The sequence below is a fragment of the Gordonia sp. 852002-50395_SCH5434458 genome (assembly GCF_001665905.1).
Lineage (GTDB): Bacteria > Actinomycetota > Actinomycetes > Mycobacteriales > Mycobacteriaceae > Gordonia > Gordonia jacobaea.
This window is the reverse complement of record NZ_LZTC01000012.1, coordinates 38,256-64,733: the sequence shown is the minus strand read 5'-3', so window position 1 is coordinate 64,733 and position 26,478 is coordinate 38,256. Positions and strand designations below refer to the sequence as shown.

Genomic DNA, 26,478 nt, shown 5'->3' with positions numbered 1-26,478 from the left:
CGACGAAACAAAAACTAGCAACACCCAGACCCAAAGACCTGAGCGTCACAAAAATAAATCATCACATAATCCAAAAAACTTGGACACACGATGCCAAAATATGGCATCAAACAATTCATCACACACTATCGAGTTCTCAAAGAACGCACACCCACTGGCGCTACCCCTGAAAAGGGCTTGACCAGCAAGCTTGTTCCGTTTGGAGGATGTTGACCCCGTCTCCGGAGCAACTCTTCCAGTCTACCAGACACTCTCGGCGATCCGCAACTCCGTGTTGTTTCTCGTTCGGGAGTCATCTGGTTCCCGTGATCTCGCTCCGGGCGCGCAAGGCACCCGGTGTGATTTCTCGGGGGTTGGTCTGCGCTGAACCCGGTTTCCCTTCCCCGTGGCTCTCCCTCTCAGGAGGCCGTCCGGGGCGGCGCCGTGGCGCGCTGACTCGAAGAAAGTTACGCAATGCGTCGGCGAGGGTCAAATCGCCTGGTCAGCACGCACGCCTACACACGTTTCCGCAGGTCACGAGTGGTCAGGCCCTGCCCCGCAGCGTCGAATTCTCGCCCGAACCCCCAAAATCCACGAATGTGATCTGCATCATTCTGCGGTGGCCGGCTGTCTTTCGGCGTCCCAGTGGACCTTGCGCGCGGCGTCTACCAGCGACTTCATCGACACTCGTCCGAGACGGAAACCCATACTTTCGGTCAGTGACCTCGTCTGACAGGTCAGTTACGCGTGCGGCGGCCGGCTCCTACCGTTCGAGGTATGACCATCGCCCCAGAGTTCAGGAGCGCAGACACCAGGAGCGCGGGCACACCTACGACCAGCACCATCACCGTGCGTCGGGCCGAGCCGGCTACCGGGGATCTCGCTGCCGAGGGCTTCCGACGATGCGGTTCGCTGTGGTGGCGTCGGACTACTACGCAGGATGGAACCACGTCGGTCGACATCCGCCATCCGTTCACCAGCGATCTGATCTCCGACGATGTCATGGTGACGGCCCTGATCTGCCTCGTCGAAGACGGCGCGCTCGCCGGTCAGTGGGAGTTCGAGGAGGCCGCGGTCGGACTGATTCGGTCGTCTGCCGCCTCCGACGACGTCGCGTGGGCGTCGTTCTATGACAACTCGCTGCGAGATCTCGTCACCGGTATCGCCTCATTCAGCCCCGTCCATCGTCGAGCTCGTAGCCTGGTCTCGGGTTCTGGCGTGTTGGAGGTCGGCTGCTGCTTCGGGCTCTTCGCACTGCAGTGCGCCGAAAGTGGACTCGAGGTCAGCGCGTGCGACATCTCGTCTGGTGCGATCAACCTTCTGCGGGCGACCGCCGCGCGACGTCGAACTGTTGTCGACGCGATTGTTGCGAACGCGACCGATCTCCCCTTCGCCGACGATTCCGTCGACACCGTCACCCTCATTCACCTGCTCGAACATTTGTCACGTGACGAAAGAGAGCGAGCGCTTGCAGAAGCTCTGCGGGTCGCTCGGAGGCGCGTGATCGTCGCCGTCCCCTACGAAGACGAGCCGAGTCCACACTTCGGGCACCTCAGCTGCCTGCGTGAGTGCGACCTCGTCGAGTGGGCAGGACACGTCGATCATGCGGGCGCGGAGATACTCGACGACCACGGCGGCTGGTTGATCCTCACCCCTCGAGCCGATTAGTCCCGACGGCGCAATTCACAAGCGACACCACTCCACAAGCAGCCTCAGCTCACGAGCGGGCCGCGACTCAGATGAGGCCCCGCTTGCTGGCGATGTAGACCGCGTCGGTGCGTTTGGTGACCCCGAGTTTGCGAATGATGTTGCGAATGTGGAACTTCACCGTCGATTCCGAGATGAACAGCGTCTCGCCGATCCGCTTGTTGCTCAGTCCGTCGGCCAGGAGCCGGAGCACCTCACGCTCACGCTCGGTCAATGCCTCGGGACTCTCTCCGCCGCCCGATACCGTCCGCAGCACGATTGCCGCGCTTCGCGGATCGAAGGCGCTGCCACCACCCGAGACGGCCTGAATCGCCCGCACGAGTTCGGTCGTATCGACATCCTTGACCACGTATCCGCGTGCCCCGGCCTTCACCGCACGCACGACGAGGTCGTCGTCGAGGAACGTGGTGAGCACCAGACTGGCCACATCACTGTGCCGCTGCGCGATCTCGGTGATGAGTCGCAGCCCCTCGTACTCGGTGCCCGCCGTCAGCTTGAGATCGACGACGACCACGTCTGGGCGGCACCGTGCGACTTCTGCGAGCGCGTGATCGAACGAACCAGCTTCTCCGACAACGGATATCGTGTCCTCACGCTCAAGCAGTGAGCGTATGCCCGCCCGTAGCAGCGCATGGTCGTCGACCAGCATGGTCCGAATCGAGCCGGTACTGACCTCGGTGGAATTCATCGCACAACCTCCTCGTGTCGAGACCCTGACCCGCTCCGCGTGTGACCTGTCGACGCCGACCCGACGTCGGGCAATGTGGCTGCAATGCGTATCCCACCGAGTCGCGAACGACGTACACGGACCTCGCCACCCAACTGATCCGCCCGCGCGGCCATGTTGGCCAGTCCCCGGTGCCTGCCGGCGAGGTCGCCGAGCATCGCCGCACGCATCACTCGCCGAAGATGCCCGGGATCTCCCGCGCCGTCGTCGTCGACAGCCAGGCCGACGTGATCGTCGGCGTAGGTGAGGACCACGCGCGCAGTCTGTGCCCCGGCGTGCACCGCGGTGTTGAACAGCGCCTCGCCCGCGATCCGCAGCACGGCGTGCTGCACGTCATCTGGGACATCACGCGGGCGTCCGACGACGCGGACGTCGGTGTCGAGATCGGCGGGCATGTGCATCGAACACAGTTCGTCGAGCACCTCGCCGAGACTCAGCCCCTCCACCGACGGTGACTGGTTGAGCGCGTAGATGACCGATCGCAATTGTTCGACGGCGTCGCGGGTCAATTTCCCCGCAACCTCGAGACGCGCCGCCGTCGCGGCGTCGGACTCGATCCGACACACCTCGATCTGAACGCCTGCCGACAGCACCGACTGCGTGACGGAGTCGTGGAGTTCGCGGGCGATGCGCTCGCGTTCCTCTGTGACCAGTCGCTGACGCATCACGGCGGACAATTCTCGTTGTGTCCGTTGAAGTTCCGCGTTTCGGACGGCAAGGTCTGTCGCCTGCTCGCGCGCCTTTGAGTAGGCATCCTCGGCACGCGCGAGCTGATGTCGGCTCTCCTCGAGTAGCGAGGCATTCAGGAGGGCGACCATCGCCTGTCTGGCGAGAATGCGCATCACGACGAGATCGGCGGAGTCGACGACATGATGATCCGGGGTCCACGCCGAGAGTCCACCGACGACGCGGCCGTCGAGGTGCACCGGCACATGGAGGTGATGCGCTGCGACCACCGGTCGGCTCAGCTCACCCATCTGATTGCGGAGGACGTCGTTGAGCCGATTGAGCACCTCGTCGGGAAGGTGACTCGGTGTGCGCGCGGCTTGCACGCCCTCGAAGGCATAGATGGTTCCGTCGCCGCTCATCATCAGGTGCCGTGGCCCCGTGCGCTCGAGTTCGCCGTCGCTGAGGGCAAAGACCACCCAGTCGGCGTCAAGGTGTTCACGCACGGCACGGACCACCGAGAGGACGAGGTTTTCTGGGCCTTCGGCGGTTTGCACGAGCGCGCGCGAGATGCGGTCGAGCGCGCCGACCACGCGCGTGAGTCGCTGCTCGACGCCCCGATACTGCGCATAGTGCGAGCCCTTGACCGAATGCAGCCCGACGAGCGAGTCCAGCTCGGGTCCGTACTGTCCAGACCCGTCAACTCCAGACCCACCAGCCCCTGATGCTTCAACGCCAGGCCCGTACCCCTCGGGCTGGGCGCCGGTGGTCACAGCGCCTCGCGATAGATACGCGCGACGTCGTCTGCGGTCGGTTTGCGCGGGTTGGTCGTCATGCAGGCGTCGAGCAGCGCGTTCGCGGTGAGCACCGCGACATGTTCGTCGCGCACACCGAGCGATCTGAGGTCGCCGGGCAATCCGACCCTGCGCGACAACGACGCGACCTCGTCAGCGAGTCGCTCGGCGACGGCATGGGGCGAGCCACCCCGGACACCCACTGCGTCGGCGAGTTCGACGTAGGGCGTCGGGTCGATCTCCGCGTTGAAGCGGATGACATGCGGCAGGAGGACAGCGTTGATCGCACCGTGCGCGGCGTCGCACAGTCCCCCGACGGGGTGGCTCATGGCGTGGGTGGCCCCGAGGATCGCGTTGGTGAACGCCATGCCCGCCTCGAGCGCGGCGTACGCCATGTCGGTTCCGCTGTCGGGATCCGACGGATCGTCGACAAACCTCTCGATGCTGCGCCACGCGGTGCCGATCGAGCTCAGTGCTGCGCGATCGCTGAGCCGATTGTGCGCAAGCGATGCGTACGCCTCGAGGCAGTGGGTGATGGCGTCCATGCCCGACTGCGCGGCCACATCTGCGGGAAGCGAGGCAAACGTGCGTGGGTCGACCACAGAGACGTCGGGCACCAAGCCGCGACCGATGATGGTCACCTTGGTCATGCGGTCGACGTCGTTGACGATGCAGAACTGCGAGACGTCCGAACCACTTCCGGCCGTGGTCGGTGCCGCGATCAACGGTGGCAGTGGCCGTCGGGCACGATCGATCCCCTCGTACTCCAGGATGTGTCCGCCGTTGGCGGCCAGAATCGCGATCCCCTTGGCCGCGTCGATCACCGACCCACCGCCGAGAGCGACGATGCCGTCGGCGCCGCTCTCCTCGTACCTCGCGAAGCCCGCAACGATCTCGGGAGCCCGCGGGTTTGCCGATACGTCGGTGAACGACGACACCGACAGTCGCTCGGAGTGAAGTGCTTGTGCCAGTTGGGGATACCACGGAGTCGCCACGAGTCCGCGGTCGGAGACGATCAGTAGGCGACGCATGCCGAGGCCCGCGGCCGCGCGTGGTACCTCGGCGAGCGACCCGGGCCCGATGATGATCTCCGGTGTGTGGAACTTGGCGACGTGCACGCCGCCGCCGCGCGCCGCCCGCGTATCCCGAACAGTGCTGGGCGCGCGGGTGTCGACGACGTCAGTCCCCACGCCTGTCACCTACCCATCGCAGCGTTGTCTTCCGGCCCGAATCCTACGCGCGATGCCATCACTCACGCGCCCGAAGCCGCAACCGAGACCTGCTCCAACTCGGCGAGATCGTGCACGACGTTCACGCGGTCGCAGTACGTCGCGTATGCGGGGAGATCGCACGAACCTAGGCCCCACGAGTAGGCGGGCTCAGGCGTCAGCCAAATGGTTTCGCGCGCACGTCGACTGATCTCCTCGAACGCGCCGAGGTTCGGATCCTTCCCGTTGTTGCGACCGTCGCCGAGCACGATGACCGTCGTCCTCCTGGTGATGGCGCCGCCGTACTCGTCGAGGAAGGTCTGCAGCGCGTTGCCGTAGTCCGAATCGGCGTCGACGTCGAGCACACCGCCCGCCGGGAGCCCGGACACGACCAGCGACAGCGCCTCCTCGGCCGGGTGCTCGGCGAAGAGATCGGTGATCTCGACAAGGTCGGACACGAAGGCGAACGATCGGACGTGCGCGACCATGCTCTGCAACCCGTGGACGAGTTGCAGGGTGAACCGCGTCGTCGTACGCACCGACAGCGAGACGTCGGCGAGGATCAACAGGCTCGGTCGGTCCTCGACCTTGGCGACGGTGATCGGTCGGAACGGCACGCCGTCGAATCGAAGGTTGGCGCGCATCGTGCGTGCGGCGTCGACCGTGCCTCGTGCAGCCACCTTTCGTCGCGATCGCGGTGCGCCGTGCAGGCTGCGGATGAGTCGACGCACGGATTCCTCGAGGCTTGCGCGCTCCTGCTCGCCGATCGCGTCACGCACGCTCGCCTTGATCTCGCGGTCCTCGAGCTCGTGGTCGGTGGCCATCAGTTGCTCGAGGTGATCGCGAAGTTTCTCCGGTAGGCCGTCGAGCAGACCCGCGAGCGCGCTGCGCAGGGCCGCGAGTTCCTCGGGGTCTGGTTGCGCTCCATCGAGTCCCTCGGTGTCGTCGAGCCAGTCGAGCAGGGCCATCTCCTGAGCGACCGACAGCTCGGCATCGAGTTGTGTTGCGTTGCCGCTCACCAACTCTCCCGGCCGGCCCGGATTGTGCAGCCGGGACACGGTGAGCTGGACCCGCGCGGCCTGCTCGGAGTTCGGAACCGAATCGGCTGACAGGACGATCTCGTCGGTCAACGACGCCATGTCGAGTTTGTTGGCCTCCTGGTGGAGGTTGTACTGCTCGGCAAGATCTTCGGGATCGAAGTACTGCCGGATGTTCGACGGCGGTCCGTGACTGTGTCCCTGCGCGGGAGTCTTGCTGACCTCGTCCGAGAGCGTGTACTCCTCGAGGTCGCCCTCGTCGGAGAGGTCGTCGTGTGTGTGCGAATGACCTTGTCCGCCATCGTCTTCGACAACAGGTCGCAGTGCGAAGAACCTGTCGAAGACCCGCGCGAACGTGTCCTCGTCCCGACGATCCTTGATCAGACAGGCCTGCAGCGCAGAGCGGAGCAACTCGCGATCGGCGAGGATCTCCGCCGTGGCAACGGCAGCCATCGCGTCCATCGCCTCCGACACCCCGATCCGCACGCCGTGCAGGCGAAGCAGACGGATGAAGCGGTGTACGGCACCTTCCATCAGCGCACTCCCCCGCTAGACCGGCCGCTTGCGCGCACCGCGAGCGTTGAACGACCTGCTCCCCTGCGACGCGCTGACGGTGCGCGTTCCGGCGTCACTCTTCGCCCCGGGCGACCCGTAGTACTCATCTCCGTGGCGGCCGGGCTCGTCCTTCGCCGCGCGGCGAGCTTTTCCGGACCTGTCGGCAGACGCGTGATCATGATCGTGGTCGTGATCGTCGTGACCATGCGAATGACCCGGCCCGTGGGAGTGGCCGTGCGAATGTCCGTGGGAGTGAAGGTGATCGGGCACCTGAGCGTTCGGGTCGACGAGCCGTGGCAGCGCGTCGAGTGCCCGGGTCAGGTCTCTGTCGTACTTCACCACGACGTTGGCCGTGGCCGACAGCAGCTCCGCACTGAGCTCGTCTGCGCCGAGCACGGCGAGGGTGCGCGCCCAGTCGATCGTCTCGGAGATACTCGGCGCCTTGCGCAGATCGAGATCCCTGAGCCCGCGGACGATCTCGACGAGTTTGGCCGCGAGGACGTCGGCGAGGCCGGTGTCCTTGGATTTGATGATGTCGAGTTCGCGCGCGGCGTCGGGATAGTCGAGCGACAGGTGCAGGCAGCGTCGTTTGAGAGCGGCGGACAGATCGCGAGTGTTGTTGGAGGTCAACACAATCATCGGCTGGTGCGTGGCCACGAAGGTACCGATCTCGGGAACCGACACCTGGTATTCGGCGAGGAGTTCGAGCAGCACAGCCTCGAGCGCCTCGTCGGCGCGGTCGACCTCGTCGATCAGCAGCACGACGGGCTTCTCGGATCGCACCGCCTCCAACAGCGGGCGGGGAGCGAGGAATCGCTCGGAGAAGAAGACGCTCTCCTCGGCGCCGATACGGTCGACAGCCTCCGACAACGACGCGGCGTCGGCGACCACCTGACTGATCTTCTCCCGCAGCACCTGCGTGTAGAGCAGTTGCTTGCCGTAGTCCCACTCGTAGAGCGCTGTGGTCTCGTCCTGGCCCTCGTAACACTGCAGGCGCAACAGTTCTCGTCCCGTGACGTCCGCGAGAGTCTTGGCGAGCTGCGTCTTCCCCACTCCCGCAGGCCCTTCGAGCAGCACCGGTTTGCCCAATCTGCTCTGCAGGAAAACCGTTGTCGCCAGGCGTTGGTCGGCGAGGTAGCCGGCATCGGCGAATCGGGTCACCACGTCGTCGACATCGGTGAAGTGTGAACGGTCAGCGGGGTCGGCCCCCGCGGCGGATGTGCTGTCGTCGGTTGCGGCGAAGTGCACGGACATCGGCGTCTCCTGTGCTCGGAAGGGAGGTGGTGCGGTGACGGGCTTGCGTAGGGGGTGGAGCCGGATGACGGATTCCGCTTTGGGGCAGCGGAATCCGTCATCCGGGGCCGTGCCCGCACGGTCGAGCCGTGCGGAGTTCTTCCCGACCTACGGCAGAAGCTCGTCGAGGTCGCCGTTGACGCAGTGCTCGACGACCGGCCGGACCGTCTCGAACGTGCACTCCTTGGGGTTGCCGGGCGTGCACGCGTCACCGAGGACGTGGTTGGTCAGTGCGTCGATGGTCGCGGCGTCGGTGGTGATGTCGGGACGACCTTCGTAGAACTTCGTCGGGCCCTGGCCGAGTCGGTTCTTCGGGTACGAGTCCTGCTTGACGTCGGCGAAACGCTCGACGATGCCCACGTCACGGAGCAGGCGAATCGCGGCGCCGAGAGCGGCATCGGCAGCCTGCACCTTGGTCATGCCGTGGGTATCGACACCCATCGCCTCAGCCATGTCGGCGTAGCGCTCGTACATCGCCGGCATGTTGAACGCCCAGACGCGGGGCAGGGCGATGGCGTTGTTCAGACCGTGGTGGGTGTCGAAGAAGGCCGACACCGCGTGACTGATCGAGTGGATGATGCCGAGGCCGCCGGAATTGAACGCCTGTGCAGCGATGTACTGCGCGTACATCATTCCCTCGCGACCCTTGAGGTCAACACCGTTCCACGTGGCCTCGCGCAGGTTCTCGGCCGTCATCTTCACCGCGTAGAGGGCGTTGCCCATCGACGGCGGGAAGTTGAGCCGCGAGACGTACGGCTCGGAAGCGTGTGCGAGCACGTCGAAACCACACTGTGCGGTGAAGGCGACCGGGCAATCGTAGTAGAGGACCGGATCGTCGATGGCTAGTGTCGTGACAGCCGCGTCATCGAACGCAACGTACTTATGCGGCTTGTCGGGATCTGTCGTGGTGTCGGTGATGACGTATGCCCACGAAGTCTCCGAACCCGTTCCGGCAGTCGTGGATACGGCGATGTGCGGCGGATTCTTGGGATTCTCGCTCTTGTTGAAACCCTCGAACTCGTTGACATTTCGTCCATCATGGGCGACGGAGATACGGGCACCCTTACAGGCATCGTGCGCGGAGCCGCCACCGATCGAGATGAACGAATCGCACTGCTCGGAGTTGTAGAGCGACACCGCGTCCATGACGTTGTAGTCCTTGGGGTTGGACTCGACCTTGTCGTAGAGCACGACCTCGAGTCCGTGGTACTTGCACGACTCGACGATCTTGTGGACCGTGTCGCTGCCACGCAGGCCGGTCGTCATGATGAGCGTCTTCTTGAAGCCGAGCTTGAGCGCCTCCGGCCCGATCATCTCGTGCGCGCCGGGGCCCATCATGGCGCGCGGAAACGGATGAAATTCCTTGATGGGGAACGGCTTGAGTAGTTCGTCTACCTGCATTTCTGACCTGACCTTCTCGATGCTGCCGACACACGTGGCGTCGGGAGTGGGTGAGCGATCGAGACGTTACGCGCGTCACACCCGGCCTCAGAAGTGCTTTGCGACCGAACCGTCCGATACTGCCGCCAGTACTGACCCCCGGCCGGGTCGGCACCTGACCTTCCGGACAGGTACCCACCTCAGCGTTGACCGGCCCTCGCGCGCCGCAACGTCTCCGCGTCGAAACCCCACGGCAGTTCGAGCCGATGCGCGGCCAACAGTGTGGTGTCGGCAAGGATCGCGTCGACGGAATCGTCGGCGACGACGCGCCCGTCGTCGACGATCACCGCTCGGTCGCACAACTGTGCCGCATACGGCAGGTCGTGGGTGACGACGAGCATCGTCGTGTCGAGCGTGAGCAGGGTGTCCGCGAGTTCACGCCGTGCCACCGGGTCGAGGTTCGCCGAGGGCTCGTCGAGCACCAAGATGTCTGGGCGACAAGCCAATACGGTCGCGAGGGCGCCTCGTCGACGCTGTCCGCCCGACAGGTGGTGGGGACTGGCGTCCGCGTGCCGCGTCATCGACACCGCCTCGAGCGCCTCGGCGACCCGCCGCGCGAGTTCGGGTCCTTCGACGCCGAAGTTCGCGGGACCGAAGGCGACGTCCTCGGCGAGCGTCGGCATGAACAGTTGATCGTCGGGGTCCTGGAACACCAGACCGACGCGCCGTCGCACCTCGCGCAGCGTCGACTTCCCCACCGGTGAGCCATAGATCGACACCGAACCCGACGTCGGCAGGAGCACGCCGTTGAGCGCAAGCATCAGGGTGGTCTTTCCCGCTCCGTTGGGGCCGAGAACTGCCACCCGCTCGCCCTCGGCGACCGACAGGTCGATGCCGTCGAGCGCGAGATGTCCATCGGGATAAGCGAATCGGAGGGCGCGGATGTCGATCGCGTTCATGCCAGACTCCACGCTGTGGCCGCCACCACGACGGCTGCTACCGCGGGAAGCAACACCAGCGTCCACTGCGCAGACGTCGCGCGCGGCGACGTCGCCACGCCGGGCATGTCGGGGATCGCTCCGGTGAACCCCCTCGACATCATCGCGAGGTGTACTCGCTCGCCACGTTCGTAGGAGCGCAGAAATACCGATCCGATGCTCACGGCAACAGCCTTGGCCTGATGCAGTGCGCGCGGAGAATCACCTCGGGCGGTGCGCGCGATCTGCATGCGCTTGACCTCCGCGGACAGCAGATCCACGTACCGCAGCATCATGACGAAGATCGGCGTGATCGTGCGCGGAACCCCGAGCCTGCTCAGCGCGACGGGCAGCTCGCGAGCAGGGGTCGTCGCAGCGAAGGTCAACGACGCCGCGACACCGAGCGTGCCCTTGACGACGATTCCCCAAGCCGCGTAAAGCCCTGCCACGGAAAGGGATACGCCGACGACATCGACGCGACGCCCACCTTCGGCGAACGGCAGAAGCACGGCGAGGACGACAAACGGAACCTCGATCAGCATCCGTGGAAGGATCCACCGGATCGGAACGCGGGCGAGCTGCCACACGACGAGCACGATGGCCGCGAAGCCCAGATAGGGCCAGAACATTTCGCGCGGCGTCGCGACCACGGCGAACACGAACACCACGAGGCAGACCAGTTTGACTTCGGTCGGCGCGCGGTGCACACGCGAGGTGACGTCGCGGTAGAGCGGATGTGCGTGCCCGGCGCCCATCGTCAGTCGTTTGCCTGCGCTGGCGCGACGCTCGTTCGACGGGCGCGGGCGATCAGCCAGAACGCGCCGACCGCCACCGCGAGAGTGACGAGCACCCCGATGATCCCGGCGATGCCGTTGGTGTACTGAGCACCCTTCACCGCATATTCGGCGAGCGGCGACGTCGACATCGCGTGATCGGTGGCGTGCTGTGCGATGCAGGTCCCCTTCAGCTCCTCGACGCCGTTGACCGTGACGGTCTGACAACCCTGCAGAGTGGCCGAATCGAGACCGTCTGGCGAGCTGCTCGCAAAGTAGGACAGCAGTCCCGCGATCAGCAGCGCAACCACGGCGAACAGGATGAGGAAGTGTCGACGCCGCACTCGTGGCGGGCGCGACTCTGACGCGGCGATACTCATGCCGCCACCTCGATTCGCTCGGAGGCATCGCGTTCGCGCCGCAGCAGGTAGACGAGGTCGGGACGCGCTTTGGCGACGGCGACGACAGTCACCGCGGTGATCAGCCCCTCACCGATTCCGATCAGGATATGGGTGCCCCACATGTAGCCCGCGACAGTCGTCAGGGACGTCATCGCGGCACCGCCGATCGCGTACTCGATGACGAATCCTGTTGCAGCGGAGACGGTTCCACACAACGCCGCAATGAACGCGATCGCGCCGAGCCGCGACACCCCGTGGCGTCGGAAACGCAGGAGTCGCGACAACCCGACTGCGACGCCGTACCCGACGAACGTCGAGATCAGGGCCATGTTGGTGATGTTGGCTCCGAGCGCGGTGACGCCGCCGTCGGCGAACAGCAGACACTGCACCACGAGGACGATCGCGATGCACAGTGCACCGGTGTACGGCCCGACCAGAATGGCAGCGAGCGTGCCACCCAGCAGGTGCCCGCTGACGCCGGGCAGGATAGGGAAATTGATCATCTGGACGGCGAAGATGAACGCGGCGACGAGTCCGGCCATCGGTACGGCCTTCTCGTCCAGATCGGTCCGTGCGCGCCACGCACAGAATGCGAGTCCCGCGGCGGCGACGACACCAAACAGAATCGACGTCTGCGCATTGATGATTCCGTCGCTCATGTGCATGGCGACGACGGTGGTGGACATTGAGCGGTGTCCCTTCAACGGGTGAACACGAGTGTGCCGTCAGACCCGTTGGCGTGCAGTCCGAACGAACACGATGCGTCAGACGTTAGGTCCGGCACCGACATCTGTCCACTTATTCAGATGTTGAAGCGGGCAGACTATCCGAACGGCCAGGTGTGACACTGGCCACACGACGCTCCTCGACGACCGACCTGCCTGTTGCCTAGGAGGGCGGGTTGTGGCCAGCACCGATCCAGTGCAGAAGATCGTGGACCGTCTCGTCGTCGAGCCGATAGCTCACCGATCGTCCGACGCGTGTCGACGTGACCCAGCCCTGATGGCGCAGCACGCGCAGCGCCTGCGAGACCGCCGTCTCGGTGCGCCCGACCTCGGTGGCGATGTCGCCGACGATGATGCCCGGATGCCGGTGCAGCAGCAGCAGGATCTCCAGTCGGTGCGGGTCCGACAACAGGTCGAACCTGGTGGACCACTCCGCGATGTCGACGCCGCGAGCGTGCTCAGTGTCGGCCATGTACTTACCCGGTGACGCGTTCGATCTCGCCGCCGAGGCTCCGCAGATTCTCGACGAAGTGCGGATACCCCCGGTCGATGTGCTCGACGTCGTGCACCTCGGTCACCCCGTCTGCGACCAGGCCGGCGAGGACGAGACCTGCACCCGCGCGAATATCCGAACACCACACGGGCGCGCTGGAGAGCCTCTCGATGCCACGAATGACCGCGTGATGGCCGTCCGTACGTGCATCCGCACCGAGGCGAACCATCTCCTCGACGAAGCGGAATCGCGCCTCGAAGACGTTCTCGGTGATCACCGACATCCCCTCGGCGATCGACGCCCAGCCGATCGCCATCGGCTGCAGGTCCGTCGGGAAGCCGGGGAACGGCAGCGTCGAGACGTTGACGGCGGTTGGCCTCCGGTCATGGCTGACACGGAACCCATTCGGATGCGTCTCGACGCGGGCCCCGGTGTCGACGAGCTTGTTCAACACCAGCTGCAGGTGGTGGGGATTGACGCCGTTGACCGTGACGTCGCCGCGGGTCATCACCGCGGCGATACCCCACGTCGCGCCGACGATCCTGTCGCCGACCACCCGGTGGGTGGTGGGATGCAGCCGCTCGACGCCGGTGACCGTCAACGTCGACGTCCCCGCGCCCTCGATCCGCGCACCCATCTGTTGCAGCATCACGCACAGATCGACGATCTCGGGCTCACGGGCAGCATTGTCGATGACCGTCTCACCCTCGGCGAGCACCGCGGCCATCAGGATGTTCTCCGTGGCGCCGACCGAAGGGAATTCGAGTGCGATCGGGGCGCCGACGAGCGCGTCGGCCTCGGCGACCACACAGCCGTGTTCAATCGAGCTGTGCGCGCCCAGCGCGCGCAACCCCGCCTGATGCATGTCGAGTGGTCGGGAACCGATCGCATCGCCACCGGGGAGAGCGACGACGGCGCGTCGACACCGAGCCATCAACGGTCCCAGCACGCACACCGACGCACGGAACTGCTTCACCGCGTCGAAGTCTGCGTGGTACTTGGGTTCTGCGGGCGCTTCGATCGTGACCGTCTCACCGTCGATCTCAACGACAGCACCAAGACCGCGCAGAACGTCGGCCATGAGCGGGACGTCGGCGATCTCGGGCGAATTGGTCAACGTGGTCGTGCCCTCGGCGAGCAACGACGCAGCCATCAGCTTGAGGACACTGTTCTTGGCCCCACCGACCGACACCTCGCCATGCAGGCGTGCTCCCCCGGACACCAGAAACCGATCACTCACGTCAGATACCTTATCCGCCTCACGCCAGTGCTCGACGCACAGCACTGGACCTGCGGTTACATTTGGATTCATGGCCGTGCACTTGACTCGTATCTACACCCGCACCGGCGACGACGGCACCACCGGGCTCAGCGACTTCTCGCGCGTACCCAAGACCGATGCGCGCGTTGTCGCCTACGCCGACTGCGACGAGGCCAACACCGTTATCGGCGCGGCCCTCGCACTGGGTGGGCAGATCCCAGAAGCGATCGCCGGCGTGCTCACGACGGTCCAGAACGACCTCTTCGACGCCGGGGCCGACCTCTCGACACCGGTCGTCGAGGACCCCAAATATCCGCCGCTACGCATCGAACAGAGCTATATCGATGCCCTCGAATCGTGGTGTGACGACTTCGGCGCCGACCTACCCGCCCTGAATTCGTTCGTCCTGCCCGGTGGCACCCCGTTCGCCGCGCTTCTACACCAGGCGCGCGCAGTCACTCGTCGAGCCGAACGTTCGGCGTGGGCTGCGGTCGACGCCGACCCCGAGCACACGTCCGTCCTGCCCGCCCGGTACCTGAATCGGTTGTCGGATCTGCTGTTCATCCTGTCCCGAGTCGCCAACCGCGGATCGGGCGGAGAGGGCGACGTGACCTGGATTCCCGGCGGGGATCGTCACCGCCCCTGAGTGCCGCGCTCGGGCATTACGGCTCAGAGTTACGGGTCAGGCGCTTCGACGCCGCTGTGACCGCTGCGGAGCCCCCGCCTCCAGCCACGCCTGGAAGGCCGTGACCCCGTCGGGGGTCAGCGCGAGTTCGTACTCGCTGGGCTCGTCGTCGTCGTGGTACTCACGCACGTGCAGAATGGTCATCCCGTCGAGAATGACGCCCTCGCTGCCTGCGGCACACCGCCGACCAACGATCTCGATGCTGTGGCGAGGGAAGCGGCGTGACGGACCGGGCCGCAGCGAGCTGAGCCGGAAGTACCGCAGCGATTCGTCCCCATAGTGGACGCTGCCGTGCCGCCAGCCCTCGTCGAGCTCGGCAGGCAGATCGCGCAACAGCGCGGGGGTTCCCGCGCTGCGCAATTGTTGTAGTCGGTATGCAAGCAGGCCGCAGACAACCAGCGCCACCAAAAGCAGAATCAGCAGGACGACCACAACGGTCACGCGGCAAACCTCCCTCGCGCGGGTTGCATCACCGAGATGTCGGCGGGCTGTCGACGGGCTGTTTCGGTGATGACTCCCCCAGCATGCCAGTAGACCGTATGACGCAGCCAGCCACCCGCGACGCGCGGGTGGCTGGCAGACGACTAGCGAGTCATCGTGATGACTCGTATTCAGTAGTGAGGCAACAGTTTTCGTCCAGATCAGGACTCCACCGCACGCATCAGCTCGTTCTCGATCAGGCGATCTGCTCCGCGGCGCGCAACCGTGCATGAGCGCGGTTGTACTCCGGCGTACCGGGCTCCGCGGACTCGAGCGCGGACTTCTCGGCGTTGACGTCGACGCCGTCGGCCCATTCTGCGGCCTCGGCGAGAATCGTCACCGACTCGCCCGTCACCGAGATGAATCCGCCTTCGACGGCGGCCGCCTTGCGGGTGCCGCTCTCCTCGACGATCACCACGAACCCGCCGGGGACGAGTTGTCCGAGTAGCGGTTCGTGATTGGCCAGCACACCCATCTCGCCGACCGTGGTCTGCGCGATGACGAATGTGGCCTCACCCGAGTACAGCTCGGCGTCGGCGGATACGACCTCGACGTGGAAGGACTTCTCAGCCATGGCGTACCGCTACTTTCCGGCGAGCTTGGCGGCGGCTGCCTCCACGTCGTCGAGGCCACCGCAGCTGTTGAACGCCTGCTCCGGGTAGGCGTCGAACTCACCCTTGCAGATGCGATCGAATGCCTCGATGGTGTCGGCGAGCGGCACGACCGATCCGGGCTGGCCGGTGAACTTCTCGGCGACGAGGAAGTTCTGACCGAGGAACTTCTGGATACGACGGGCACGCTGGACGGTCACCTTGTCCTCTTCGGACAGCTCGTCCATACCGAGGATCGCGATGATGTCCTGGAGCTCCTTGTACTTCTGCAGGATGCTCTTGACCTCGTTGGCGACGCGGAAGTGCTCGTCACCGACGATCGAGGCCTCGAGGATGCGCGAGGTCGAGGTCAGCGGGTCCACAGCCGGGTAGATACCGAGCTGCGAGATCGGGCGCGAGAGCTCGGTCGTTGCATCGAGGTGCGCGAACGTCGTGGCAGGCGCGGGGTCGGTGTAGTCGTCCGCTGGCACGTAGATCGCCTGCAGCGAGGTGATCGAGCGACCCTTGGTCGAGGTGATGCGCTCCTGCAGCTCACCCATCTCGTCGGCCAGCGTCGGCTGGTATCCCACGGCAGACGGCATACGACCGAGCAGCGTCGAGACCTCGGAGCCCGCCTGGGTGAATCGGAAGATGTTGTCGATGAACAGAAGCACGTCCTGGTGCTTCACGTCGCGGAAGTACTCGGCCATGGTGAGGGCCGAGAGAGCGACGCGCATACGCGTGCCCGGCGGCTCATCCATCTGACCGAAGACGAGGGCCGTGTCCTGGAGGACACCCATCTCTTCCATTTCCATGATGAGGTCGGTTCCCTCACGGGTCCGCTCACCCACGCCCGCGAACACCGAGGTACCGGAGAACTCACGGGCGATACGGGTGATCATCTCCTGGATGAGCACGGTCTTGCCCACGCCGGCGCCGCCGAACAGGCCGATCTTGCCGCCCTTGACGTACGGGGTCAGCAGGTCGATGACCTTGATGCCGGTCTCGAGGATCTCGGTCTTGCCCTCGAGCTCGTCGAAGGCCGGCGGCTTGCGGTGGATACCCCACTGCTCGCCATCGCGACCGAGGCCCGGGCTGTCGAGGCAGTCGCCGAGGGCGTTGAACACGTGGCCCTTGACCTGGTCACCGACCGGGACACGGATCGGGTAGCCCGAGTCGGTCACGATCGCACCGCGGACGAGGCCGTCGGTGGGCTGCATCGAGATGGTGCGGACCAGGTTGTCGCCGAGGTGCTGTGCGACCTCGAGGGTCAGCGTCTTGGCGACGGCCTCGAGTGTCACCTCGGTGTGCAGGGCGTTGAACAGGCCTGGGATCGAGCCGCGGGGGAACTCGACGTCGACGACGGGGCCGATGATGCGGACAACGCGGCCCTCGGTGGTCCCCGCCGACTGCGACGAGGGTGTCTCTACAGTTGCGGTCATGATGCTTGGGTCACTTCCTTTTGATCGAAGTTTGGGTGGGATCGGCGTCAGTTGGCGAGGGCGCTCGATCCGCCGACGATCTCGCTGATTTCCTGGGTGATCTGGGCCTGGCGGAGCTGGTTGGCCTCACGCGACAACGTCTTGGACAGTTCCTCGGCGTTGTCTGTCGCTGCCTTCATCGCCGTGCGACGTGCGGCCGACTCGGATGCGGCCGAGTCCAGTAGCGCCGCGTAGACGCGCGTGGCGACATACTTCGGCAACAGTGCCTCGAGGAGGGTCTCTGCGCTCGGCTCGAAGCTGTAGTTGCGCGACTCGTCGTCGACCTCGACCTCCCCGTGATCCGGGTTGTCGTTCTCGGTCACCACCAGTGGCGCCATGCGACGGACCTCGGGCGTCTGGGTGAGCATCGTGACGAACCGGGTGTAGACGATGTGCAATTCGTCGACGCCCTCGATGGTTCCCTCGCCGTCCGGCAGATCGATGCTCTCCCCCGACCCCGCCACGAAGAGGTCGACAAGGAAGTTGCTCGCCTGCGCCGCGTCCGCGTACTCCGGCGACTGCGAGAATCCGGTCCACGACGTCGCGACATCCATACCGCGGAAGGTGAAGTAGTTCACGCCCTTGGTGCCCATCACGAAGAGGACCGGCTCCTTGCCCTCCTCACGGATGAGCGAGATGAGCTCGCGCGATGACCGCAGCACGTTCGCGTTGTAACCGCCGGCCATGCCGCGGTCGCTGGTGATCACCAGAATCGCGGCGCGTTTGGGATTCTCGCGCTCCTTGAGCAGCGGATGGTCGAGCGACCCGGCGCTGCTGGCCAGTTCGGAGAGCACCTTGGTCATCTCTTCCGAGTAGGGCTTCGCTGCCGCCACCCGGGCCTGAGCCTTGGTGATACGCGACGTCGCGATCAGCTCCTGCGCCTTGGTGATCTTCTTCGTCGATTGGACCGACCGGATGCGTGAGCGCAGCTCACGAATGCTGGCCATGAGCCCTCACCCCTTCTTCCTTGGCACGGATACGCCCGATGCGGGCACGGACGGACACGCGATCACTTCCGGATCTTGATCTGTTCTTGCTCGACGTCGTCGGCGTCCATCGCGGCTGCCTCTGCCTCGTTGACGACGCGCTTGCCGTCGTGGGTGAGGTAGCTGTTCTTGAACTTGTTGGTCTCGGCGACGAGTGCCTCTGCCTGGTCGTCGGTGAGCACCTGGCCGCCCGCGATCGAGTCGTAGACGCCGGTCGCGTTGTGATGCAGGTGGCTCAGCAGCTGGGTCTCGAAGTTCCGGACATCGTCGACCGGGACCGAGTCGTAGTGGCCCTCACCACAGAGGTAGATCGAAACGATCTCGTCCTCGACCGAGTAGGGGCTGTACTGATCCTGCTTGAGCATCTCGACCCACCGGGCACCGCGCTCGAGCTGCGCCTTCGACGCTGCGTCGAGGTCGGAGGCGAAGGCAGCGAAGGCTTCGAGTTCGCGGAACTGCGCGAGCTCGAGACGCAGCGAGCCGGACACCTTCTTGAGGCCCTTCGTCTGAGCGGCACCACCAACGCGCGAGACCGAGGTACCGACGTTGATCGCAGGACGAACGCCCTTGTTGAACAGGTCGGACTCGAGGAAGACCTGACCGTCGGTGATCGAGATGACGTTGGTCGGAATGAACGCCGACACGTCGTTGGCCTTGGTCTCGATGATCGGCAGCGCGGTCATCGAGCCGCCACCGAGCTCGTCGGAGAGCTTCGCCGCGCGCTCGAGCAGACGCGAGTGCAGGTAGAAGACGTCACCGGGGTAAGCCTCGCGGCCCGGCGGACGACGCAGCAGCAGCGAGATGGCGCGGTAGGCCTCGGCCTGCTTGGTGAGGTCGTCGAAGACCACGAGAACGTGCTTGCCCTGGTACATCCAGTGCTGGCCGAGGGCCGAACCGGTGTACGGGGCCAGCCACTTGAAGCCTGCCGAGTCGGAAGCGGGTGCGGCGACGATGGTGGTGTACTCCATTGCGCCGGCCTCTTCGAGTGCCGTCTTCACACCCGCGATGGTCGAGCCCTTCTGACCGATCGCGACGTAGATGCACCGGACCTGCTTACTCGGGTCGCCGGTTGCCCAGTTGTCCTTCTGGTTCAGGATCGCATCGACACACACAGCGGTCTTACCGGTCTTGCGGTCGCCGATGATGAGCTGACGCTGTCCGCGACCGATCGCGGTCATGGCGTCGATGGCCTTGATGCCGGTAGCCAGCGACTCCTCGACCGGCTGACGCTCGAGCACGGTGGCAGCCTGGAGTTCGAGGACACGATTGTCCTCGGCCTCGATGTCGCCGAGTCCATCGATCGGAGCGCCCAGCGGGTCGACAACGCGACCGAGGAACTTGTCGCCGACGGGCACCGAGAGCACCTCGCCGGTGCGGCTGACCTGGCCGCCTTCTTCGAGATCCTCGTAGTCACCGAGGATGACCGCGCCGATCTCGTCCTCGTCGAGGTTCAGTGCCACACCCTGGATGCCGCCGGGGAACTGCAACAGCTCGTTGGCCATTGCGCCCGGAAGGCCGCTGACGTGGGCGATGCCGTCAGCCGTGTCGGTGATCGTGCCGACCTCGTCGCGCGAGGCTTCGGCTTCGAACGACGAGACGTACTGCTCGATCGCTCCCTTAATCTCGTCTGCTGAGATCGTCAACTCCGCCATGGGTTCTCGTCTTTCTTGATGTCGGTCGGTGTGAGTGAGTCGTGGTGGTGAGGTGTCGTTCGCGACTGCGAGACGCGGCTACCTCGGCAGTGTCTCCGCTGCTTTTGCCAGGCGTGTCGCGATGTCGGCCTCGATGACCTCGTCTCCGACACCGATACGCAGTCCGCCGATGATCGACGGGTCGATCTCGGTCTGCACCGAGATCTTGCGGTGGTAGATCTCGGCGAGCACGTCACCGAGACGTTGCTTCTGAGCATCGCTCAATTCGGCTGCAGACACCACATGGGCGACTGTTTCGCCACGCATGGCCGCGGCCAATTGCGCGAGCTGGTCGACAGCGGACTCCGCGGGCTGCCCGTTGAGGAGGCTGATCGTCTGGGTGAGCAGGTGCGCGGTGTAATTGCCGATCTGGCTCCCCAGCAGCCCGGTGAGCAGGCCGTTGCGCTTCTCCGCGGGCTTGGTGAAGTCGGTCAGCAATGAGGCGAGCGTGGGATTCGCCTCGAGTAGACGGCTCACCCGGAACAGTTCGTCCTCGACCTGTTCGATCTGACCGTCACGCTCAGCCGCAGTGAGTACCACCAGCGCGTTCTGTCTGCGCAGCGCGACCAGGATGTCGTTGGGCTGCGACCAGTGCTGAGCAACGGCGGACGCAACGACCTCGACCGCGATCGGCGATGCCTTGCCGTCGAACAGACTGTGCACCAACTGCTTCTTGAGGGCCGGGAAATCCTCGTCCTCGGTGAACTTCTTCCGCAGCACCGGGTTGTGCTGGAGGAAGTCGATGATCTGCGTGAGATCCTCGCTGGCCGCGAGCAACTCCTGCGGAGACTTACCCTCGGTGTTGGAGCTGAACTCGCGCGCGACCGCACGTGCCGCGTCACGGCTGGCGGCGTGCATCGAGTGCAACCCGATCAGTTCACTCGAACTCGGCACCCCGGTCGAGGGCTGTCCGCCCCGCGACATGGCCGCGAGCTCGTCGATGACCCGATCGACGGTCTCCGACTGGTTGGCCGGGTCGGCGAGGTGATCGCGCACGATATTGCCTGCGCCATCGACCGCGGTGAGTCCGAGCTCGCTACGCAACTGGCGGACCATCGACGTGCGAATGAGTTCGCCCTGCGCCTTGCCGTGCTCGGAGATGCGCTTGACCTCGACGTCGGCCTGCTTGTGCAGGTCGTCGGCGATGCCCTTGGCATCCTCGATCGCACCCTCGTGTAGTTGTTTGGCCTCGACCTTGGCCTGCTCGATCGAGCGCTCGTATGCGACCTTGGCGTCTTCGAGGCGCGCCTTGGCCGCATCGCTCTCGGCCACCTGCTGGTCGACGACGTCCTGTGCGCTCTTCACGGTCTTCCGCAAGAACGGCACGACGAACTTCCACAACAGCGCAATGATGAGCAGAAAGCCGACAAGCTGTCCGATAAATACGTCCACTGCTACTTCACCGTCTCAGTCTCTGGCGAGGCGGTCGTCGCCCCTGAACTTTGCACGCCGGCACCCTGTGTGCCGAGAACACGGTCAGCAAGCGTCCGCGACAGTGAGTCGACGTCGCGCTTGGCCTCGGTCACGGCGTTGTCGGCCTCAACCTTGAGGTCTGCGGAGATCTTCGCGAGAGCGGCGTCGGCCTCATCCGTCGCACGCCGCTTCGCATCCGACAACTCCTCGTTCCCCTTGGCCCGCGCTTCGTCCCGGATTCGGGTCGCGTCGGCGCGGGCTTCCTTCATTCGGGCCTGATACTCCCGGTCGGCGTCCTCGTAGCTCGCCGCAGCGGCATTGTTGTCCTCAGCAGTCTTCGCGACCCGTGCCTGCCGTTCGTCGAGCACCTTGACAATCGGTTGCACGATCCACGCGCGGATCACGATCAGCACGACGACGAAGATCAGCAGACACGCGAAGAACGTGCCATTGGGGATCAAGAAGTTCTCTGCGGCGAGATTCATGGTTCAGATGTCCCTTGTTGTTCGAGGAACCCGACTAAAACCGGGAAGATCAGGACTGGCCGGAAATCGGGGTGGCGAACACGAACAGCGCCATGAACGCGAGGTTGATGAAGTACGCGGCCTCGACCAGACCGACGGTGATGAAGAACGGAGTGAACAGACGGCCCTGTGCCTCCGGCTGACGTGCGATGCCGGAGATCAAGGCGGAACCGGCGATACCGTCACCGACGCCGGCACCGATTGCGCCGCCACCCATGATGAGGCCGCCACCGATCAACGCGCCCAGACCAATCAGATTCGGATCCATTGAGAACTTTCCTTTCGGGTGATACTGGCAATCGGATTGCCAGGTCTAAGGTCCGACCGACGCGGTGCCGGCCGGGGTCGGACTAGCTAGTGGTCTTCGTCCGTCTCCATGGCCTGGCTGAAGTACAGCACGGTCAGCAGGGAGAAGATGAATGCCTGGATGAGGCCGACGAACAGGTCGAACGACTTCCAGATCGCGTTCGGCGCCCACATGATGTAGGCGGGGAACAGCGCGATCAGCGCGACCATGATGCTGCCTGCGAACATGTTGCCGAAAAGACGGAGGGAGAGCGAAACAGGCTTCGCGATCTCTTCGATGATGTTGATCGGGGCCAGGAATGCGACGTGACCCTTGACCAGACGCTTGAAGTGACCGATCGGTCCGCGGCGTCGGATTCCGGCAGCCATGTACCAGACGAAGACGAACAACGCGAGGGCGTAACAGAAGTTGACATCGCTGGCCGCGGGCGCGAACACCTCGGCGCTCTTGCCCTCGGAGTCGGCGTACTGCAATGGCAGCACCGACAGCCAGTTCGCGATGAGGATGAACGTGAAGAGGGTGACGGCAAGGGGTAGGACGAAGCCGCCGACCTTCATGCCCATCGAGTTCTCGATCTGGCTGCGCATCTGTGTGGTGACGGCCTCGAAGAACAACTGCACCGAATTGGGACGCTTGGAGGTCATCCGCGAGCGCACGAAGAACGCGAGCGCGATCACGATCACTGCCGCGATGGCGGTGGCGATGATCGTGTCGATGTTCCACGTCATGCCCAGCCATTCCACCTGCTTGTGGTGGCCGACCTCGATCTGGGCCTCGGCCAGCACGAGGGTATCGGCGCCGTAAGTCGATGCGATCATAGCTGCTTACGAAGTCCTTTCATCACCGGAATCACCGTGTTCAGCACCAGGACAACCTGGCCGAGAGCGAGTCCGAACATCACGCCCAGCCCTTCGGGCCGGAACAGGAACGCCGCCGCCAGCGCGAGCACAGTGATGGCTCCGAGGCGTGCGGCAGAGTTGACGGCGAGCAGTTTCTTGCGAGGATTCTCTTCTGCCGCAACACGTTCGACGGACATGATGACCATCTTGGTGTTGATGAAGACGGCGACCACACCGATTGCGAAGAACAGCGGGAACAACCAGCTCCCGAGGAACACCGCAATGATCGCGACGATGACGGTCAGTACGGCGGCGATGATCGCCGGTCGTCGGAGGCCGGTCGGCGCGGGCGGGTAATACACGGGAGCCGAGTCAGGGGCGGACGTCGCCATTGCCTCTCCTCACGTGAACGCCTCAATGCCAAGGGCATCAGGCTATGAGCGTCCGTCTTCGCGGCAGGTGCCGCCGAGCGTACGCTCTGCATTTGCAGTGACCTTATCAACACGGCTTGCCGTGGTCACCGGGGGGTGGCCTCGCAGAATGTGTTGGCTTCCCGAGGTGGGGGCACGTCGCGCCCGTGGCGCGTCATACGCTTCCCCCTCAAGTACTACAGCTGATAGTACACGATTTTACTGTCCGGTTACCTAACCGGTCGGCCGACCGTCCCCCACCCTGCCGAATCGGCCCCTACCTGGCCTTTCGATCATTCACTGCTGCCACTGAGGACGTGTGGTCAACGTAGGGCCCGCGCGGTCCGCAGCTCCGCGATGCGCCGCTGAAGCCGAGGTGCCATTGTCGCCAACATCGCGACCACGAGACCGGCTGCAAACGCAGGCACGACCACCGACATCGGGAAGATCGTGCTCGCAGCCACCGAGAACGCCAGGATGCCCACCCAGAGGTAGATGATCAGCGCAACGCGACGCTGTGAATGCCCCAGTTCGAGCAGGCGGTGATGCAGGTGCAGCTTGTCGGGCGTATAGAACCCGACGCCTGCCCTGGTGCGTCGCACCACCGCCATCAGCATGTCGAGCATCGGAATGAAGACAACCGCCGCAACCAGGATCAGGGGCGAGAGCAGTGTGAACACGTCGGCAGGACCGTACGCATTCACCGCGATACGGCCCGACGCACTCGTCGACGCCGCCGCGAGCATCAAGCCGATGAGCATCGCACCCGAGTCCCCCATGAAGATCCTCGCAGGCGAGAAGTTGTGCGGAAGGAACCCGAGGCAGGCGCCCGCGAGTGCGACCGAGATCAGCGCGGGTGGGTAGTAGCTGACGTCGCCCCCCTGATCGCGAAGCAGCCCGAGCGAGAACATGCAGATGGCCGACGCGGAGATGAGTCCGAGTCCCGCGGCGAGACCGTCGAGTCCGTCGATGAAGTTGACGGCGTTGATGGTGGCGACGGTGATCACGACTGTCAGGAGTCCTGACTGGAACGGGTCGAGGACGATGGTCCCGATGTTTCCGAACGGGACGGGCACCTGCAGCCAGCTCACTCCCATCACCACCATGACGCCCGCCGCGGTCAGCTGACCGACGAACTTCGTCAGTGCGTCGAGTCCCCACCGGTCGTCGATGATCCCGACGATGACGATGACCGCCCCTGCGGTCACCACCGCCCCCATGTCGTTGGTGTAGGCGAAACCCCGGTTGAGCGCAGGGAGATTGGCGGCCAGGACGATAGCCGCGACCACGCCGGCGAACATGCCGACTCCGCCGAGTCGCGGGGTGGGGATGGTGTGCACGTCTCGGACACGGGGCACAGCCACCGCACCCACTCGGATCGCGATCACACGGACCAGCGATGTCAGCAGGTATGTGATGGCCGCCGCGGTCAGCCCGACCAGCAGCAACTCGCGCAGCGGAACACCGGCACCGCCCGAGCCGGAGTCGGCAGACAGCATGTCCGCGACGACCATGCTGGTACCGGTGACGGGCTCGAGCATCAGTTGACCAGGCTGGCCGGATCGACGTCGAGCACCTCTGCCACCTCGGCCGTGGTCACTGCCCCCTCGCGCAGCACGCGGGGTGTGGATCCGGTGATGTCGACGATGGTCGACGGCTCCCCCTTGGGCGCCCTCCCACCGTCGAGGTACACCGACACCGAGTCGCCGAGCTGCTCGCGGGCATCGTCGCACGTGATGGCGGGAGGCCTGCCCGACACGTTGGCACTCGAAACCGCCATTGGCCCGACCTCGCGCAGCACCTCGATGGCCACCGGATGCAGCGGCATCCGCAACATCACGGTGCCCGACGTGTCGCCGAGATCCCAGGCGAGCGACGGAGCCTGTTCGACGACGAGACTCACGCTGCCCGGCCAGAACGCCTCGACAAGGCTGCGCGCCACGGCCGACACCGACAAGACGAGACCGTCGATGGAATGCCAGGAGCCAACCAGAACCGGGACCGGCATGTCGCGTCCCCGGTGTTTCGCGGCCAGGAGATCGGTGACGGCCTCGGCGTCGAACGCGTTGCAGCCGATGCCGTAGACGGTGTCGGTCGGTGTGACGATCAGGCGTCCCGCCTTGGCTGCCCCCACGGCCGCCTGGATTCCGGCGGAGCGGGTTGCCTCGTCAGAGCAATCGAAAACGGTACTCACCCGTTCATCCTTTCACGCGACACGTCTGGCCCGGATCAAGGTCGACGGCGCGCGGTCACGACCCGCGGCCGACCAGCGAGGTCGAGGCGCGCAACGACGTCGTCGAATCGCCCGGTCGTCTCAAGTGCCCCGACCACCTGGGACGACGTCGAATCGTCATGTTCGACGGCGATGCGCCCGTCGACTGCCAACAGTCGCGCGGCGACGTCGGCGAGCGGCGTGATCACGCTCATGCCGTCGTGACCGGCGAACACGGCTTCGGCAGGATCCGCTTCGACCTCGGGCGAGACGTCGGTGTCGGTGGGCACATAGGGCGGGTTCGCCACGATGAGGTCGAGCGAGCCGTCGGGGATGTGATCGCGCAGTTGCGCGTGGTCGGTGACATCGGCGCCGAGAACTGCCACCCGATCGCCGACACCGAGGTTCTCGACATTCCGGCGTAGCCACAACAATGCCGACGCCGACTTCTCGACCGCCACCACACGGGCCGACGGCACCGACTCGGCGATCGCGATCGCAAGGGCTCCGCTGCCGCTGCACAGATCGGCGACGAGCGGGTGTGGGATACCGCGAAGATTCTCGACGGCCCATTCGAGCATCAGCTCGGTCTCGGGCCGCGGCACGAACACCCCGGGGCCGACGGCCAGGTCGATGGGGCCGAACGCTGCGCGACCGATGATGTGCTGCAACGGAATTCGACGCGCACGCTGCGCAACGAGTTCGCGATACCGTTTCCGGTGACCCGCGTCTGGTCCGTCGGCGAAGGCCAGAGAGCCCCGACCGACGTCGAGGACGTGCGCCAACAACCACTCCGCGTCGCTTCGCGCCGAATCGATCCCGGCCTCCGCGAGCAGCGATGTCGCCGCAGATATCTCCGACGCCACAGATGACTCTTGGGCCGC

The 26,478-nt window shown here is 65.1% G+C and carries 27 protein-coding genes; 2 read left to right on the top strand and 25 right to left on the bottom strand.

The window, feature by feature from the left end; all coding sequences use genetic code 11:
• Positions 1-756: 756 nt before the first annotated feature.
• Positions 757-1,647 (top strand): mycofactocin oligosaccharide methyltransferase MftM, encoded by an 891-nt coding sequence (mftM, locus tag A5785_RS02245; protein WP_064864376.1) that lies wholly within the window; start codon positions 757-759, stop codon positions 1,645-1,647.
• A gap of 67 nt (positions 1,648-1,714) precedes the next feature.
• On the opposite strand, the gene A5785_RS02240 is transcribed toward mftM, so the two are convergent.
• The 12 genes from A5785_RS02240 to murA all read right to left on the bottom strand — a co-directional run bounded on the left by A5785_RS02240 (position 1,715) and on the right by murA (position 13,955).
• Positions 1,715-2,374: a MadR family response regulator transcription factor gene (locus tag A5785_RS02240; protein ID WP_064864374.1), complete on the bottom strand. Its 660-nt coding sequence runs from the start codon at positions 2,372-2,374 to the stop codon at positions 1,715-1,717.
• Positions 2,371-3,753: a MadS family sensor histidine kinase gene (locus A5785_RS02235; RefSeq protein ID WP_064864380.1), complete on the bottom strand. Its 1,383-nt coding sequence runs from the start codon at positions 3,751-3,753 to the stop codon at positions 2,371-2,373. Before A5785_RS02235 ends, A5785_RS02240 begins: the two co-directional genes overlap by 4 nt.
• Before the next feature lie 95 nt (positions 3,754-3,848).
• On the bottom strand, positions 3,849-5,063 hold the full coding sequence (locus tag A5785_RS02230) for an iron-containing alcohol dehydrogenase (protein WP_082937970.1): 1,215 nt from the start codon (positions 5,061-5,063) through the stop codon (positions 3,849-3,851).
• A 62-nt stretch (positions 5,064-5,125) separates the two neighbouring features.
• On the bottom strand, positions 5,126-6,652 hold the full coding sequence (locus A5785_RS02225; RefSeq protein WP_064864372.1) for a VWA domain-containing protein: 1,527 nt from the start codon (positions 6,650-6,652) through the stop codon (positions 5,126-5,128).
• Positions 6,653-6,667: 15 nt separating this feature from the next.
• A complete protein-coding gene (locus A5785_RS02220; protein WP_064864370.1) occupies positions 6,668-7,927 on the bottom strand; it encodes an AAA family ATPase in 1,260 nt (419 codons plus the stop codon).
• A 147-nt stretch (positions 7,928-8,074) separates the two neighbouring features.
• The gene (gene mdo / locus A5785_RS02215; RefSeq protein ID WP_064864369.1) at positions 8,075-9,367 is read right to left on the bottom strand and encodes an NDMA-dependent methanol dehydrogenase; all 1,293 of its coding nucleotides are present in this window, start codon (positions 9,365-9,367) and stop codon (positions 8,075-8,077) included.
• A 179-nt stretch (positions 9,368-9,546) separates the two neighbouring features.
• Positions 9,547-10,305: an energy-coupling factor ABC transporter ATP-binding protein gene (locus A5785_RS02210; RefSeq protein WP_005205707.1), complete on the bottom strand. Its 759-nt coding sequence runs from the start codon at positions 10,303-10,305 to the stop codon at positions 9,547-9,549.
• Positions 10,302-11,078, bottom strand: coding sequence for a cobalt ECF transporter T component CbiQ (gene cbiQ / locus A5785_RS02205; protein ID WP_005205708.1), 777 nt, complete (start codon positions 11,076-11,078; stop codon positions 10,302-10,304). Before cbiQ ends, A5785_RS02210 begins: the two co-directional genes overlap by 4 nt.
• 2 nt (positions 11,079-11,080) lie before the next feature.
• Positions 11,081-11,476 (bottom strand): PDGLE domain-containing protein, encoded by a 396-nt coding sequence (locus tag A5785_RS02200; protein ID WP_005205710.1) that lies wholly within the window; start codon positions 11,474-11,476, stop codon positions 11,081-11,083.
• Positions 11,473-12,183, bottom strand: a complete 711-nt coding sequence (locus A5785_RS02195; RefSeq protein ID WP_005205712.1) for an energy-coupling factor ABC transporter permease — start codon at positions 12,181-12,183, stop codon at positions 11,473-11,475. The genes A5785_RS02200 and A5785_RS02195 overlap by 4 nt, the downstream gene beginning before the upstream one ends.
• Positions 12,184-12,385: 202 nt before the next feature.
• Positions 12,386-12,694: an ArsR/SmtB family transcription factor gene (locus A5785_RS02190; RefSeq protein ID WP_005205714.1), complete on the bottom strand. Its 309-nt coding sequence runs from the start codon at positions 12,692-12,694 to the stop codon at positions 12,386-12,388.
• 4 nt (positions 12,695-12,698) lie between these two features.
• On the bottom strand, positions 12,699-13,955 hold the full coding sequence (gene murA, locus A5785_RS02185; RefSeq protein WP_039855512.1) for a UDP-N-acetylglucosamine 1-carboxyvinyltransferase: 1,257 nt from the start codon (positions 13,953-13,955) through the stop codon (positions 12,699-12,701).
• 70 nt (positions 13,956-14,025) lie between these two features.
• Here murA and A5785_RS02180 point away from each other — a divergent pair, with 70 nt between their 5' ends.
• On the top strand, positions 14,026-14,622 hold the full coding sequence (locus A5785_RS02180; RefSeq protein ID WP_064862741.1) for a cob(I)yrinic acid a,c-diamide adenosyltransferase: 597 nt from the start codon (positions 14,026-14,028) through the stop codon (positions 14,620-14,622).
• Between the two features lie 36 nt (positions 14,623-14,658).
• Here A5785_RS02180 and A5785_RS02175 read toward each other — a convergent pair whose 3' ends face one another.
• From A5785_RS02175 to prmC, 13 genes are all read right to left on the bottom strand, one after another.
• A complete protein-coding gene (locus A5785_RS02175; RefSeq protein WP_064862742.1) occupies positions 14,659-15,102 on the bottom strand; it encodes a DUF2550 domain-containing protein in 444 nt (147 codons plus the stop codon).
• Positions 15,103-15,337: 235 nt separating this feature from the next.
• Complete coding sequence (locus A5785_RS02170) at positions 15,338-15,715, bottom strand: F0F1 ATP synthase subunit epsilon (protein WP_064864367.1); 378 nt, start codon at positions 15,713-15,715, stop codon at positions 15,338-15,340.
• Positions 15,716-15,724: 9 nt separating this feature from the next.
• Positions 15,725-17,173 (bottom strand): F0F1 ATP synthase subunit beta, encoded by a 1,449-nt coding sequence (atpD, locus tag A5785_RS02165; protein ID WP_064864365.1) that lies wholly within the window; start codon positions 17,171-17,173, stop codon positions 15,725-15,727.
• A 47-nt stretch (positions 17,174-17,220) separates the two neighbouring features.
• Positions 17,221-18,159: a F0F1 ATP synthase subunit gamma gene (locus A5785_RS02160; protein WP_005179406.1), complete on the bottom strand. Its 939-nt coding sequence runs from the start codon at positions 18,157-18,159 to the stop codon at positions 17,221-17,223.
• Positions 18,160-18,221: 62 nt separating this feature from the next.
• Entirely contained in the window at positions 18,222-19,850 is a 1,629-nt protein-coding gene (atpA, locus tag A5785_RS02155; protein WP_005179408.1) for a F0F1 ATP synthase subunit alpha, read from the bottom strand.
• A gap of 78 nt (positions 19,851-19,928) precedes the next feature.
• Complete coding sequence (locus A5785_RS02150; RefSeq protein ID WP_064864363.1) at positions 19,929-21,281, bottom strand: F0F1 ATP synthase subunit B/delta; 1,353 nt, start codon at positions 21,279-21,281, stop codon at positions 19,929-19,931.
• 2 nt (positions 21,282-21,283) lie between these two features.
• Entirely contained in the window at positions 21,284-21,787 is a 504-nt protein-coding gene (locus tag A5785_RS02145; protein ID WP_064862744.1) for a F0F1 ATP synthase subunit B, read from the bottom strand.
• Between the two features lie 49 nt (positions 21,788-21,836).
• Complete coding sequence (locus A5785_RS02140) at positions 21,837-22,094, bottom strand: F0F1 ATP synthase subunit C (RefSeq protein WP_005179417.1); 258 nt, start codon at positions 22,092-22,094, stop codon at positions 21,837-21,839.
• Positions 22,095-22,180: 86 nt separating this feature from the next.
• Entirely contained in the window at positions 22,181-22,951 is a 771-nt protein-coding gene (atpB, locus tag A5785_RS02135) for a F0F1 ATP synthase subunit A (protein WP_005205732.1), read from the bottom strand.
• On the bottom strand, positions 22,948-23,364 hold the full coding sequence (locus A5785_RS02130) for a hypothetical protein (RefSeq protein ID WP_005205734.1): 417 nt from the start codon (positions 23,362-23,364) through the stop codon (positions 22,948-22,950). The genes atpB and A5785_RS02130 overlap by 4 nt, the downstream gene beginning before the upstream one ends.
• Before the next feature lie 341 nt (positions 23,365-23,705).
• Entirely contained in the window at positions 23,706-24,923 is a 1,218-nt protein-coding gene (locus A5785_RS02125; RefSeq protein ID WP_005205736.1) for an MraY family glycosyltransferase, read from the bottom strand.
• Positions 24,923-25,576 carry an L-threonylcarbamoyladenylate synthase gene (locus A5785_RS02120; RefSeq protein WP_064862745.1) on the bottom strand — a complete coding sequence of 218 codons (654 nt, stop codon included), beginning with the start codon at positions 25,574-25,576 and terminating at the stop codon, positions 24,923-24,925. Before A5785_RS02120 ends, A5785_RS02125 begins: the two co-directional genes overlap by 1 nt.
• Positions 25,577-25,611: 35 nt before the next feature.
• Complete coding sequence (gene prmC / locus A5785_RS02115) at positions 25,612-26,460, bottom strand: peptide chain release factor N(5)-glutamine methyltransferase (RefSeq protein WP_005205740.1); 849 nt, start codon at positions 26,458-26,460, stop codon at positions 25,612-25,614.
• Positions 26,461-26,478 lie beyond the last annotated feature (18 nt).